Origin of the sequence: Rhizobium sp. BK112, assembly GCF_014193215.1 — a bacterium.
Classification (GTDB): Bacteria; Pseudomonadota; Alphaproteobacteria; order Rhizobiales; family Rhizobiaceae; genus Rhizobium; species Rhizobium anhuiense.
In genome coordinates, this window is the sequence record NZ_JACHYZ010000018.1 from 103,679 (window position 1) to 119,442 (window position 15,764).

Genomic DNA, 15,764 nt, shown 5'->3' on the forward strand with positions numbered 1-15,764 from the left:
ACTCCCTCTTCGTCACGCTGCGGCCGTGAAGCGGAAATCGTCCTGGTGCAGGCTTGTCAGCGCAACGTTCTTCAGCGTGATCGACGTGTTGGCGTCATGGGTGATCACTGTGTCTGCCCCGACCTGGCTGGCGGCTGCCAGCACAGACGCGAAGTCGCTAAAGAGGTCCGTCCCGATATCGAGCACGTCCACGGAACCTGCACCAATCGTGAAGTCGGTCACCGTATCGTTGCCAAAACCGGCTTTAAATACGAAGAGGTCGTCGCCCGCACCACCCGTTAGGTTATCGTTTCCAGCATCCCCGTAGATGGTATCGTTGCCAGCCCCACCATTCAGGACGTCGTTACCCGCGCCTCCGGTCAGTGTCTCATTGCTCGAGGTACCAGTCAGCGTGTCGTTACCGGCCGCACCGCGAATCCACGACGCCGCCTGGATCTGTGTTCTGTCCCAAACAGTGCCGTCGGCGAACTGGATACGATCCAGCCCCCAATTGGCTGTCGCGGAGTAGAACTGCTCGTCGAAGGTGATGGTCTGACCCGTCTCGATCACCGTCAAAACCGAATGAACGCCGACACGTGACAACATGACATCGGCCGTGTTCAGATCGGTTAGACGAAGAACGTCGACATCGGTGGTAGAGTCGGATTCGTCATCGATGTACTCGTTGCCCTCGCCTTTCGCATAAACATAGACATCGCTACCAGCGCCGCTGTTGAAACGATCATCACCGGTTCCGCCGATGAACGTGTCGTTGCCTGTGGTACCTGACAGGGTGTCGTTACCGGCAGTACCGCGAATCCACGACGCCGCCTGGATTTGCGCTCTGTCCCAAGTGGTGCCATCGGCGAATTGGATACGGTCTAGTCCCCAATTTGCTGTCGAGGAATAGAACTGCTCATCGAGCGTGATGGTGTGACCGGTTTCGATCACCGTGAGGATCGAATGAACCCCCGCCCGCGTCAGGATCACGTCCGTGGCGTTCAGGTCGGTCAGCCGAAGAACGTCGACATCGACGGTCGAACTGGACTCATCGTCGATATAGTCGTTACCGTCCCCCTTGGCATAGACATAAATGTCGCTGCCCGCACCGCTGTTGAACCGGTCGTCGCCCGTCCCGCCGATAAACGTATCGGGATCGGACGTGCCAGCCAGCGTGTCGTTTCCGGTAGTCCCGACGATGCTCACCAATCCTTTGAGAGCCGTATCCAGGACGCCCGCGGCACCGCCAAGGACTTCGCCATCCTTGAATATGATGGATTCGACCCCGCCTGCGGCATTGAACTGGTTCTTGAGGGTAATTGTCTCACCCGTCGACAGGACCCGGAGGATAGCATCATTTGCCGCAGACCCATTCCGCTCGAACCGGATCTCGCTTCGCAGGAGACCATCGAGACGTAGGATGTCGCTGCTGGTGCCAGATGTCTGCTCGTCAATGATGTCGTTGCCGCCGAGATAGACATAGGTATCGCTGTCGGCCGTGCCCGGCAAATTGTCGTTACCGGTAGTCCCGTAAATGGCGACCAGATTCTTGAGCACAGCATCGAGAGTCCCGGCAGCACCGCCGAGCGTCTCGCCATCGACGAAGACGATCGATTCGATACCACCTGCCAGGTTGAACTGGTTTTTCAGTGTGATCGCCTCGCCAGTGGCAAGGACGCGGATCATCACGTCGTTCGGCGCCGATGCGGACCTCTCGAACCGCACATCGCTCTTCAGCAGATCACGAAGGCGAAGGATGTCAACATCCGTCCCCGACGTCTGCTCGTCGATGATATCGTTGCCGTCTGCGACCGAATAAACGTAGGTGTCATTTCCTGCGCCACCGACAAGCGTATCGTTGCCGGTGCCTGCTCTAATCTCGTCGGCGCCGGCCGTTCCGCTGATCGTATCGTTGCCGGCTGTTCCTCCGACATAAGCGACGTGTGCGATCATATCGGTCCGCGACCAGTTGGTGCCGTCAGCAAAGACAATCGTGTCGACGCCGCGTCCATAATAGTCCTGCAAAGACGCTTTGAGCGTGACAGACCCGGCGTTGCCAGCGCCGGCAGCGCTTTCGGCCACTAGAACCGTCACGTCGTTGCCGTTGCGCACCAATGTCACGTCAGCGGCATTAACGTCGGCAAACACCAGGCGGTCACTACCGCCGGCATTCTCATATTCGGTGATCACGTCATTGCCGTCACCGCGCGTATAGACGTAGATGTCGTTGTTGGCCTGGCCGTTCAAGCTGTCGTCGCCCTTGCCGCCGTGGATCGTGTCGGCGACGTTGAAGCCGTCGATCGTATCGTTGCTGTCGGTGGCGGCCTGCGTCAGTAGCTTGGTGCGGATCGTCGCCCGCGTCCAGATCGTGCCGTCGGCGAACACCACTTTGTCGACGCCGCGCGCATAGTAGTCGTCCAGCATGTTCTTGAGGACGATCGACCCACCGTCGCCGACGCCGGTTGCACTCTCGGCGATCACCAGCTTCAGGTCGATGCCGGCACGCACTAACGTCACGTCGCTCGCGTTGATGTCACTCAACACCAAGCGGTCGTCGTCGCCCGCATTATCCCATTCGGTGATCACGTCATTGCCGTCACCGCGCGTATAGACGTAGGTGTCGTTGTTGGCCTGGCCGTTCAAGCTGTCGTCGCCCTTGCCGCCGCGGATCGTGTCTGCGACATTGAAGCCATCAATCGTATCGTTGCCGGCGGTCACGGCCTGTTCCAGCACCTTCGTCCGGAAGTCCGCCCGCATCCAGGTCGTGCCATCGGCAAATACCACCTTGTCGACGCCACGCGCATAGTAGTCGTCCAACATGCTCTTGAGGACGATCGACCCGGCGTCGCCGACGCCGGCTGCACTCTCGGCGATCACCAGCTTCAGGTCGATGCCGGCGCGCACCAGCGTGACGTCGCTCGCGTTGACGTTGGTGAAGACCAGCCGATCGTCGTCGCCCGCATTATCCCATTCGGTGACCGCGTCGTTGCCGTCGCCGCGGGCATAGAGATAGGTGTCATTGTTGCCCTGGCCGTTCAGGCTGTCGTTGCCCTTGTCGCCATGAATTGTGTCGGCAACATTGAAGCCGTCGATCGTATCATTCCCATCGGTTGCAGCTTGCTGCAGGACCTTGGTTCGGAAGTCCGCCCGTGTCCAGGCCGTTCCATCCGCAAACACCACTTTGTCGACGCCGCGCGCATAGTAGTCGTCCAGCATGTTCTTGAGGACGATCGACCCGGCGTCGCCAGCGGCGACGGCACTCTCAGCGACCATCAGCTTCAGGTCGATACCAGTGCGCACCAGCGTCACGTCGTTCGCATTGATGTTGGTGAAGACCAGACGATCATCGTCGCCCGCATTATCCCATTCAGTGATCGTGTCGTTCCCATCGCCACGGGCGTAAAGGTAGGTGTCGTTGCTGCCCTGGCCGTTCAGGCTGTCGTCGCCTTTGCCGCCCCTAATCGTATCCGCGATATTGAAGCCGTCGATGACGTCGTTGCCGGCGGTGCCGGCTTGCTGTAGAATAATTGTCCGCAAGTCTGCTCTTGACCACACTGTGCCATCGGCAAAGACAATCTGCTCAAGGCCGCGCGCGTAATATTCGTCGAGTTCGTTCTTGATGAGGATGGTTCCACCATCGGCGCCACCTGCCACGGTCGGTGCGATGACAAGCGACACATCGATACCGTTGCGAACAAGTGAAACCGCCGTGGGGTTGATATCGGCAAGGACCAAGCGGTCATTTGAACCGCCATTGGCGTCATCGTTGATTGTGTCGTTACCGTCTCCGCGTTGGTAGAGGTAGACATCGCTGCCCCCGCCACCGTTGATGACGTCACTGCCGGCGTTGGCGCGAATGATATCGGAGCCGCTGGTGCCGCTTAACGTTTCCGCAGCAGTCGAGCCTGCCACGTTGACGATCTTCGAAGCGAAATCGATGAACGTCCAGACCGTTCCGTCAGCAAATGCAAACCGCTCGATCCCCTGCTCGGCATTCGCATCCAGCGCGCCCTTCAGAGTGATCGTCGAACCGTCCGTTCCGCCGGCGACACTCGGAGCGATCGTCAGGACGAGATCAGTCCCACTGCGGCCCCAGCTAACGTCGCTCGCGAAGATCCCGTTGAAGGCAAGCGTATCGGCCATGCCATTCGCAGCCGCTTCGGTGATGACGTCGTTGCCGTCGCCGCGCGCATAATGGTAGACGTCATTGCCGCCGGCACCGTTGATCGTATCGTTACCGAGACCGCCGGCAATATCGTCACCGCTGCTGAAGCCGGTGATGGTATCATTGCCGGTGGTGCTGACGGCGCTAAGCAGCTTCACCCTGATATCGTTTTTACTCCATTCGACGCCATCGGCGAAGACGACCCTTTCGACGCCCCCCTGGTCGCCATCCAATGCAGCACGCAGAAGCACGCTTCCCGCGTCATTCGCGGTCGGGGTGCTTTTCGGGATCGTGATGGTTAGATCGGTGCCGTTGCGCGACAGGGAGACCTCGGTAGAATTGATGTTGGTGAACACCAGCCGGTCATCGGCGCCGCCAGCGCTGCCCTCGACCACCGTATCGGCACCGTCGCCACGCGAGTAGCGGTAGGTGTCGTTACCACCAAGACCGTTCAGTACATCGTTGCCACGGCCTCCCTCGAAGGTGTCGGCGCCGTTCGAGCCATCAATGCTGTCGTTGCCGGCGGTTGCCGGAATGATCGGCAGCAGCGGCAAGATTTCCGTGCGTGTGTAGATCGTGCCGTCTGCGAAGAGAACACTCTCGACGCCGCGCTCGTAATAGCCGTCCAGGAAATAGGGGAGCGAAATTGAGCCGCCATCACCCGCGCCAGGCGCGCTTTCGCGGATGACGATGACGATATCGTTGCCATTGCGAAGATAGGTGACGTCTTGTGGGTTGACGTCAGAGAGCTGGAGGCGGTCGCCGGTGCCAGACCAATCTCCTTCGACGATTGTGTCGCTGCCATCGCCGCGCGCCCAGACGTAGAGGTCGCTGCCGCCGCGGCCGGTGAGCGTATCGTCTCCAGCGTCGCCGTGGAGGATATCGGCCCTGTCCGAACCGCTGATCGTATCGTTGCCGGTGGTCGCCGCCTGATCCATCAGCATCTGGCGAACCTGGTCATTGGTCCAGATCGTGCCATCGGCAAAGCGAATGGTCTCGAAGCCTTTTTCGTAAAAGCCGTTGACGGTGTCCTGGAACAGGATCGAACCGCCATCGCCCGCCCCCGCAACGCTTTCTTGGATCAGGATCTTCAGATCGTTGCCCTGTCGAATGAGCGTTACCTCATTCGGATTGATGTCGACGAAGCGGATCTGGTCGCCGTTGCCACTCCAGTCTCCGTCGAACATCGTGTCATTACCGTCACCGCGGGCATAGACATAGGCGTCGGCGCCGCCCCCGCCGTTCAACGTATCGTCGCCGGCACCGCCGCGCAGGATATCACCCCGGCCCGTGCCAGTGATTGTGTCATTGCCTGCGGTGGTCGCTTGATCCACTAGCATCTGGCGAACCTGGTCGTTGGTCCAGATCGTGCCATTAGCAAACTGAATGGTCTCGAAGCCCTTTTCGTAAAAGCCGTCGACCGTGTCCTGGAACAGGATCGAACCGCCATCGCCTGCTCCAGGTGCAGTTTCAGCAATCAAGATCTTGAGGCTGTTACCCTGGCGAAGGAGCGATATGTTCCCCGGATTGATATCGACAAACAGCAGGCGGTCGCCGTTGCCACTCCAGTCGCCGTCGAACATCGTGTCATTACCGTCACCGCGGGCATAGACATAGGTATCATAGCCGCCGCCGCCGTTAATGGTGTCGTCACCCTTGCCGCCTGCAAGCGTGTCGGCAATATTTGAACCGGTGATCGTGTCGTTACCGGGCGTGCCCTGCTGGTTGATAACCATCGGCACGAAGACATCCCGCGACCAGGAGATGCCGTCCGCGAACGAAATCGTCTCGATACCGCGCTCGTAGAAACCGTCGATCGTGTCCTTCAGCAGCACCGATCCGCCGTCCCCCACGCCTGGAGCGGACTCCGCAATGACGATCAGAAGGCTGTTGCCGTTGCGCACGAGCGAGACTTCACTCGAATTTACATCTTTAAAGAAGAGACGGTCGTTACCACCGCTCCAGTCACCGTCGACGATGGTATCGTTGCCGTCGCCACGGCTGTAATAATAGGAGTCACTCCATCCGCCGCCATCGATCACATCGCTTCCTCGGCCGCCGGTGATCGAATCTGCGCCTTTGCCCGCGTTGATGATGTCGTTGCCGCCGCCGCCATTGATCAAATCGTTAAGCTCGAAAGCGTTGATCGTGTCGTCGCCGGACGTGCTCTGTGCTTCGATCATGCGCTGGCTGATCTGTTCTCTGGTGATCTGTGTGCCGTCGACAAACAGGAAACGTTCGACGTCGTTCATATCCCAGACACCAACATAGAATTCGTTGGTGATCAGAAGCGTGTCGCTCGAGCCGGCAAGCGAGATCAGCAAATCGTACTCGCCCGACCGCTGGAAAGTGACATCCTCGAAATCTACGCCGGCGGCAAACTGAACCGCATCATCGTCTGCATAGGTGACGATCCCATAGTTTTCCCGGATTTCGTCATGACCATAGCCGTACCCGAAGACGTAAGTGTCGGAGCCGTCGCCGCCCTCCAGGATGTCGTTGCCGGCGCCCCCGTCGAGCGTGTTGCTTGTCCAGAACCCATAGATGTGATCGTCACCATCAGTCTTGGCGTCGAGCAGGTAGTGGGCGCGAATGTCGGAGGCGTGCCAGATTTCGCCGTCCGAGAAGTGGATTTCGTCGACCTGGTCGGGGCGGTAGTTGATGGCGTTATAAGATACTTGTTCGATGAGAGTCAGGGTCTCGCCCGTATCCTTCAGCGTTATGATGATATCGCTGGCTCCAGGCGTCCGTGAAAGGACGATGTCATCGGCGGTGACATAATCATGGAAGATGATCTTGTCGTAATCGCCGCCATTCAGCGCGCCGGCGCCTCGTTCCTGGATCTGGTCATTGCCGTAGCCGCGACCCCACACGTAGGTGTCGTTGCCGTTGTAGCCGTAAAGCGTGTCGTTGCCGGCTCCACCGTCTAGCACGTCATCGATATCGAAGCCTTCGATGACGTCGGCCCCATCGGTCTTCTGCCCAGCAATGACCGTAGTCGCGATCTGGTACCAGGCGATGCTCTGATCACCGGACGTGAAGTCGATGCGCTCGATACGGTCGAAGAAGATATCTCCAAAGACACCAGATGCGGCGTAGGCGAACTCGTTCTGAAGGGTGACGCTTCCCTCACCACCATTGATGTAGATAACAATTGAATGGCGGTCGCCGTCCACCCGGCCGAAGCTAATATCCTCTCGGTCGATACCTGCTCCAAATCGCAGAAAGTCATCGGTTCCGGACAGAATGTTGGTCATTCGATCCTGAATGACGTCGTGACCGTCGCCAAGTGCATAGAGATAGAGGTCGCTCTGGTTTCCACCGGAAATGAAATCGTCACCCTTGCCAGCCCGCAGGATGTCTTCGCGCTCCATGCCATAGAGCTCGTCGTTTCCGTCAGTCGAATGGGCTTGCAATACGATGCTGGCGACCTGATCGCTTGTCAGGCTGCTTCCGTCATCGAATGTGAACAGGTCGATGCGGTTCATGTACCAGGTGCCATAGGGACCGGTGTAGGTCGCAGCGAATTGTCCTTGGATGGTAATCTGGTCGAGCGAGTTGTCTTTGAAGCGGATAATGAGATCGTTCGATGCGCCATCCCGGAGGAAAATCAAATCGCCACTACGAATGCCATCCAGGAATTGCAGCATGTCCTGGTCATTACGGAAGGCGTTGCCCTCGAGGTCGTGGATCGTATCCTGCCCGTCGCCACGACCGTAGCGGTAAATATCAGTATCACCGCCGCCCTCGAGCAGGTCATCTCCCTTGCCACCCTGCAGGACGTCGATGTCCTCCGTACCTGTGACGTGGGTCGATGCATCATCGATCTTCGAAACGGCTTCGGCAATGTCGACCTTGGTCCAAACGCTGCCGTCCTTGAAGACGATCTGGTTGATTCCGAAGTCATGGGAGGCGTCGCTTATCATCAAGCCGGGCCAGCGCCCTTCGAACTCGTTGGTGATGCGCAATACAGCGCCGGTGACCTTATCGGTCAGAAGCAGGTCGATGCCGTCACGCGAGGCGATGATGTCATCGGCATTGTGGGCGGAGAAGCGGACAGTGTCGACGCTGCCGCCGAGACCGTCGTCGTCGAAGATCTCCGTCGATCCGAAGCTCTTGCCGATGATATAGTTGTCCGAGCCTGTCCCACCGCGAACGACCGTTTCGCCGCCGTCGACGATCAGGATATCGTCCTGTCCACTGCCATTGACCTCGCCGGTCCCGGTGAAGAGCAGGTCCTGTGCCATGCCGAAAGCATGTGCGAAGTCGACGACAGAGATGCCGCCAGCATGCTGCTCAACCGCGTTGAGCATGTTCTGCACCAGGAATGCATAGGTATTCTTCTGCGATGCCGATCCACGGGAATAGTCCGACAGGAAGACGTCGAAGAAGGGCTTCCAGTCGGTAAGCCACGACACGGCGTCGCTGCTCTGCTCGGCGTCCGCAAGGAGCGCGGTAAAGACGGCGGCGATCTGCGAGCCGCTCTTCGACGTGAAGCCGTCGCTTTGGGCATTGTAGTCGATGCTATCGAAATAATGCGCAAGGGGACCGCTTTGCACCGCCAGGCGAACCGCAAAGAGGTTGAGAGCATCATCCATCTTGTCGAGGAAGGCCGCGACCGCCTGGTAGCCGGCGGCGGCGGAGTCCGGAACATCGAAGAACGCCTGCAGCGATTCCCCGATCAACCGTTCATAGAAGGAGAAGTCCGAGCCTGCGATCGTGTCGATGACGACGCCGCTGCCGAGCGCGTGATTGGCCGACGACGCAAGATTGCTGCTCCAGTCGGCCTTCTGGTAGTTGTAGATGCGCAGGTAGCCGTCACCATCGCGGTAATCGAGATAGGATACCGAAACACCGTTGTGCAACTCCGTTCCGGTCGTGGCGACAATCGATGAGCCGCCACCGGTCCATTGCGACAAGAGGCCTGAGAGCTCGCCCCGTCCGGACGTACCCTCACTGCTCGAGACGATGACCCCGGAGGCCATCCGGATGCCTGGAATGTCGGACGTGCTGTCACCGGAGGCGGAAATGCCCCAAGCGTAATCGACGACATTGCCGTCTTTGCGAACGATCGCAAGGTCGTCGTACGCGGTCAGGCTCGCGGCGCCCGTGATGATATTAGCGCCAATTTTGACCGGAGAGCCTTCAGCCCAGGCCGTCAGGATCGGCCGGATTGCCTCGCGCAAGTCCGATAAGATCGGCGACGTCAGCGATTGGACTGCAGCGCGCACAGCCGTCTCGGCGGCGGGAAGAACACTCATGGCCTCATGCAGGGAGACAAGCGTGCCGCGCCCCCTAAGGTCCGCAAGGTCGAGGACGGACTGTGAGACCTGAATGGGGGCACCAACGTGTGTGGTGTTCTGGTTGTCGAGCTTAAGCAGCACATCTGCGATCGTGCGAACCGTACCGTCAGCGAGCGTATAGCCTGCGGTGCTGGTGATTGTATTTCCATTGACCGTCTGGGTCGTGGTTCCGGTGTTCGGCGTCACGTTGATCGAGGTAATGCCACGCTCCACGACACTGTTGAGCTCACCGGTGTCGGTGCGGTGGTTCTCGTTGGCATCCTGCCAGACGAGAAGTGAGGAAAAGGTGTCGGCCGACGTGACCGCACCATCACCATTGAAGTCTGCGAGCCCGCTATCGGCGGCGTCGACTTTGCCATCGTGATTGCCGTCGAGAAGGGCGAGTGCGGCAAGTCCCGAAGTCGTGGCGTTGCCGAACATCTCGTCGGAACCAGTGATCTTGCCATCGCCATTAAGATCACGGACAAGAACGCCGTCGTCCTTGCCGACGAAACCGGATGACTCGGCGTAAAGATCGTTGTCGAGATCGAGTTTCGACTTGGAGCGATCAAGCGCGGTGAGTTCGATGCCATCGCCATCAAGGTCGAGGACGAGAGGATCCTGCCCGCCCCAAGGATAATGGCCAGTCATCGTCTTGATCATCAGGCCGAGGATGTCGAACGCGCCCTCGCCGAGCACGGAATACTGCCCCTTCATATCGAGCGTAATGTCACGGAAGCGGACAAAGTACATGTGGTATTCGGCCAGGAAGATCCCGCCTGGCCCAACTTCGCCCTCGCCGCCTGGGCCCGCCGTCGCCTGATCCTTCCAATTGAGGACATACATCGTCGCGACGTCGTCCGACGGCGTCCCGTCGGCATTGGTCACATGCCAGAATGCATTGCGGATGACGAGTTCACCCTCGGCATTTAATGCATAAGCCGTTCCGTACGGACCCCAGGCATAGGGGTCTTCGGACGCTTCATTCTTCAATCCACCGTAAAGCGTCAGCACACCGCCAAGAGCAATGCGGTCTTCGCTGCTGAGGTCTGTTACGCCAATCCCGTTTGTGAACCAGACTTTGTCCTGCCCCTCGCCGGTTGTGATGATCGAGCCGAAGTCGGCACTGATCAGCACATCGTCGTGATCGCTGAGCTTGATCTGATCGGCGCCTTGAACATGGAGCGCGTTGTTGTAACCAAGCGCTCCCTTGGCCGCGTAGTCGACAATGGTCAGGAGTTCCTGATCGTAACCCTGCCACTGGAAGACGTTGTCGAGCGTATCGACATCGTCGTGATTTGACGTAACACCGTTCAGATAGTTGATGCCGTGAGACAGGCCTGAATAGTCGACGACGTCGACCTTCTCGGTGAAAGCGTTCGGGCTCACTGTTTCGCCGGCCGGCATTTCGGACTGGGTGCGTCCCGACTTGCCCATGTCGATGAGGATTGGCGCGTCGAGCGATTCGTCCGACAATATGAGTTCGTCAGCCCGATCCGAAAGTTCGATTTTTTCGATGTTGATCAGCTTATCGATACCAGTGATGCCTGATTTGAGATCAGTCACGGCAATCTCGACAGCCTCGACCGCGACTGGCGTACTCTCGCGGCCAGCGAAATCCGTTTCTATCGTTGTGGCCTTCAATCCGGTTACCCGGATGCCCTCGACTTGAATCGCACTTTCATCTTCAGGGGTGTCGGGATCGTCAGGGGTCAGAGTCTCGACGGTATATCGGATCGTATCTGTATCTACGCGGTCGTTCAGCCAATCAAAAAACGCACGTTTCAACGTACCTTCATTGAGCCCACCAATATAGGTTTGACTTTGGTTTTGAAGCGTTTGAACAACAACCAGTTCGCCACTGTGTGGATCTATGTCTCTGATGTAATCTTTTTTGGTGACGGAATCGGTGATGATCAGGTTATAATTATCATCGCGCTCAATCCTTTGAGCGTAAGGATTAATGGCGTCTTCTCCAGTGATATCGAGAGGATCTTGGCCGAGGAATCCTTCCTTCAGCTTGTTTGCCATCTCCATCATCTGATCGTACAGCGATCCAGCAACTTCACCGCCTATCAAGGCGCCGGCGATTCCTCCAACGACGGGCGACGCGAGAGCGCTTCCAGCTGCACCACCGAGAAGTGAGCCGGCGAACACGACGATCTCTCTTACTGCTTCGGCGACCTTGCCCTGCTCAAACAGAGTATACGAAGTGTAGATCGTATGGGCAGCATCAAGCAGAGCGAGTGCGGTGCCGGCGCGCTCAAGATTATGCACCATTGAATGGTATAGCTCTTCGTCGCCTGCAACGGATTTAAACAGGTCTGCGACGCGTGGATACCAATCATCCGCGGAATTCTTCGTGCTTGCCTCGATTTGCTCCGGCGTGAAAGCATGGAATCCCGAGCCGACACCATCGGGGAAAAAGCCTTCGCCGAACTTTACGTCATCGCCTACTACCCCGATCTTTCCATCAAGGAGATCGGAGACGCTGTTCAAGAGAATTTCTTTTACACCGCGTTCCTGACCAAACTTCTCAAGCTGAACTTTTGAGAAGCCCTGAATCGTAGTCACTTTGCCATTGGCAATAAGTTCAGGCAGCTCTACTTGATAAAAGACTTTTTCCTCGAAAGGGATGTCAAAGGATTTGTTGAAATCTTGTAATCCGTCCCCTATGAATATAACCGTTTCGCGTGCGTTCTGAGCATATCCCTCCGACGCAACGCCCCAAACGGATTCAACCTTTTGCGCGGCCGTGCCGCCAAACCAAATCTCGTTATTGAATGCCTTTGTTGCAGCCTCTTTTATGAGGTCGGGGGCTGTCTTAATATCCGCAAAACCATTTTCGCGAGCGTAGACGTTTAGAAATGCCTCCTTTATGATTGCGGCATTATCTTCGTTCTCGAGAAACTGGCCCGCCGCTGTGATTGAAATGTTCGCAACGACGCCGGGAGCTGCTTCTGCGGCGGCTTTCGACGCTTTGAGGCCATCCACTGCCCCAACGCTCCCAGAGTAGGCAATGAAAATTTTATAGGTGTCATCGAGCGGCTTATTGAGGTCCTCTCGAATCAAAGACGCCAATTCGGCCTTCAGGGTGGCAAACGACGTGGCGGTTTGCGCTGCGTCCTGGAACTTGGCCAGCGTATCGGTCAGAAGCTGTTGATAATCGGGAACTTTGAACGCAGTCATCAAAGTTCTCCCGAAAGCAAAATCACGCTAAGAGGGGTTGCTCGATACTTCTCCCCCCAGCTTGCTCTAAGTTTCTTGTAAACCCTAAAGCGTGCAAACCGGTCAGCTCTTGCTCTCGTCTCATCGGCGATAGAAGATATCGCCCCGTCGACGGATGCCCTGAGAGAGTTCGGCGACCAAGGAGTGTATAGCACAGTAGAACAAAAGGTTTTTTGGCCTATTGTTTCTGAAACCTCCTGATAGTTGTACGTGAACTCAAGGCCATCGAAGATGACGCTAAACGAAGGAATGTCTTCAATTGGCGGAGCGCGGAACTTGACGGCGAAATTATTGTCGGAGGCAAAATCATATCGGTCTCGCCAACCTTCTTTGAAAAAGCTATCTATACCTTCCATTTGCCGCTCCGCGGATTCAACGTCCCACGCGACTTGCGTCGTCAACGTGAGAAAAGACGCAACTTGCCGATTCGGATTGTTCCATCTCTCAACGACCTCAATGGGAGCGGCCGCCTGCAGTGGAAAATCCCGGAATGCCATGCGGTGATAATCGGGCAGCATCTTCCTCAAAATGCGCGACAGCATCTGGCAATCGGCCTTGGTGATCGCGGCGTCCGCGCTGTGATGGAAACAGCTTACATTGATCGCTTCGACGGTATAGCGAAAGCGCATGTCCGCCGGGGCGTTGGAAAGCCGCCGGAAATGCTGCGCCACAGCGCAGACGATCGTGCGTCCTTCAATTTCGAAACTCCATAATCTCAGCTCGATCGGTGACAGCCCGTTGGACAGGCCATGCTCACGGTCCTCGACCTTCAAATTGAAGGTTCCATAGCCCTGCACACCATCATTGGTTCCCTCGAACAGAAAGGCGCGTCCTTTCAACTTGAAAATATTTTGGTAGAAGTCCTGGTTCGGCGGGACGAGTTCGGAGTAATCCCTGCGAAATGACGCGGCGTTCATCGTTTTTCCTCAATATCCATGAAGGTGAGCGAAGAGGATTATCCCCTTCTGCGTCATTGGCAAGCAACGCCAACACTGTTGCACGCCCGGTGGAGGCGCTCAAAGTTTTCAATGTTGTTGGACTTTTTGGCAGCCAGTTCGATCAGTTAATGACGTTACCAAACTCAGCGCTGTTTGCAGCCGCTGACGTGGCACCAGCCGTCAGCTTTCCCAAGATTTCTCGATCGACCAAATGGGCAACCATCGGGTGGATCTTGATGTCTCCTCGCTTGGCAACCTGATGAAAATTCGTCAGCACCATCGTTGCCAGTTCGCGTGTGGGCGCGATCACGTCGAGCAACCAAACGACCTCGCCGCTCTTCCAGTCTTCCGGCTTTAGGCGGGCCGGAAACACTCCCGCCTTAGCCTGCTCCGATATGCGAGCATCAGCCTCGGCACTGACAGTCGCCCAGATGGCAATCGCCGGCGGTTCAATGCCGATGACGGCCTTGGGTGTCGCAATGGCGATTCGATCATTAAGCAAGGGATCGACAACCAGATGGTGGAGATCGGACAACATCTGACTGCGGTAGCGCGGCACTGAACTCATCGCGAGAACAACCTGCCCAAAGGTCGATTGCAATGCCGCCTTAGCTCCGGCAAGTTTCTTCTTCGTCTCTTCAGATAATGCGTTTTGACTTAAATTAGCCGACGCTTCCGTCGCAATGTTACTCATATATCCCCAGCCCCATGGGTTACGAAAAAATCGCTCGATAGAGTTGCATTCGTCCCAACTCGGATCTCCAGATTCAGATTACAAATTGAAATTACAATTTCAAGTGAAATTCGTATCGCAATGCTCCCTTCGGATGAATATTTTCGTTCGTCTCGTCTTCCGGCTATTGACGGCCGGGGCGCGCGCGCTCGGGAAGGTGTCGACGACCGGACTCAGTCGGTTAGTCGGGCGCCGGATCCTGACTAACCGCACGAGCCGCTACAGCTATTGTGTGCCAAGTCGTCCGAACTGTGGAGTCAGAACAAGATCAGTGCGAAATCGTACGCTAACCGAAATCGTGCATATTTTGCTTAGGTTACCGCCTATGTTGAATATGAAGTTTTAGAGAGAAATGCTATTCAAAACCAAATTTTGGGAACGAATATCCATCTCGAGCATCACTTTTCGAGCTAAACGTACGATTTCGCACCCTAGCTGCGCCATCCCTCGTATAGGGGCCTACGCTTGCCAGAAGAGCTCTGATGGCAGTTGGTCAACCGCGGGTGCGCCCTGCAGGTAATGCAGCCCTACCCCGGAAGCTACGACCAACGGCGCCAGGCGAGCGATCATGAACATGGTGAACAGAAGCCACGTCTCGAGCCGCCCCGACGCCTCGCCGCGCATGGCCCATTTGGTGAACTCGAATTTCAGAAATTTCTTCAATGTGGTGCTCCGACAGAAAAATTCGTCGGCAGCACGATGGCAATTTATTCACCTTTCAGGCCGGAGGTCAATGCGAATACCGGCGATTCTGGCAATGCTCAGAAAAGGTGGGACAAGGTGTATACCAGGGTTCGGACGGATCGCGCCCACCCTGGAGCCCGCTTGATAGCCACCCCCTCCGACAGCGTTTGACGACGGCCACTTCTGCTGCAGCAATCGGCGATGGTCAAAGAGGTGAGGACCCCAACGCCAGCGATTGCGGCAATCTCGCCGATAGACTGCATGACAGGTCACGTGTCCAAACATCGGGGGCGGTCGAGAGAAATTAATAGGATCACACGTCGGATAGTCAAACGCTGGCAATTTCTTCGCCTTGAAGGGATACGAACCGGAGGCCATTTTTCATGGGAAACTGTCGAGTTTCCAGTATTGGCCAACCGCCGCGCCTCGGCTCAAATGAATGAAGCTTTTTTTGAGTGCAGCTGGTAAAGACTCGCCTTATGACGACTCTTGTCCCTGCACCAGACGGCAGTTACGCCTCCTTGCTTTCAGAGCTGAAGGAAAGAATCCGAGCGGCTCGGCTCAAGGCGGCTGTTGCCGTCAACCGGGAACTGACTCTCCTTTATTGGAGTATCGGCCGCGACATCCTTGCCCGCCAGACGGCGGAGGGATGGGGAGCTCGCGTGGGTGATGTCAAATTAACTGCCGGTGAAGAGATTTGCGGCTACCCCGCTGTGATGAGCCACAGTCCTGTCAGCTACAAGCGCCATCGCTTC

5 protein-coding genes are annotated in these 15,764 nt (G+C 56.9%); 1 reads left to right on the forward strand and 4 read right to left on the reverse strand.

Going from position 1 to position 15,764, the window contains the following annotated elements:
- Nucleotides 1–12: 12 nt before the first annotated feature.
- The 4 genes from FHT75_RS32310 to FHT75_RS32325 form a co-directional block, all read right to left on the reverse strand.
- Nucleotides 13–12,615 carry a calcium-binding protein gene (locus tag FHT75_RS32310; RefSeq protein ID WP_183845515.1) on the reverse strand — a complete coding sequence of 4,201 codons (12,603 nt, stop codon included), beginning with the start codon at nt 12,613–12,615 and terminating at the stop codon, nt 13–15.
- Nucleotides 12,615–13,571, reverse strand: a complete 957-nt coding sequence (locus tag FHT75_RS32315; RefSeq protein WP_183845516.1) for a hypothetical protein — start codon at nt 13,569–13,571, stop codon at nt 12,615–12,617. Before FHT75_RS32315 ends, FHT75_RS32310 begins: the two co-directional genes overlap by 1 nt.
- 142 nt (nt 13,572–13,713) lie before the next feature.
- Nucleotides 13,714–14,286: a toxin-activating lysine-acyltransferase gene (locus FHT75_RS32320; protein WP_183845517.1), complete on the reverse strand. Its 573-nt coding sequence runs from the start codon at nt 14,284–14,286 to the stop codon at nt 13,714–13,716.
- A gap of 498 nt (nt 14,287–14,784) precedes the next feature.
- Nucleotides 14,785–14,988: a hypothetical protein gene (locus tag FHT75_RS32325; RefSeq protein ID WP_183845518.1), complete on the reverse strand. Its 204-nt coding sequence runs from the start codon at nt 14,986–14,988 to the stop codon at nt 14,785–14,787.
- A gap of 500 nt (nt 14,989–15,488) precedes the next feature.
- On the opposite strand from FHT75_RS32325, the gene FHT75_RS32330 reads away from it, so the two are divergent.
- Nucleotides 15,489–15,764: DUF1016 N-terminal domain-containing protein (locus FHT75_RS32330; protein WP_246713006.1), on the forward strand; the 276-nt coding region annotated here is incomplete at its 3' end.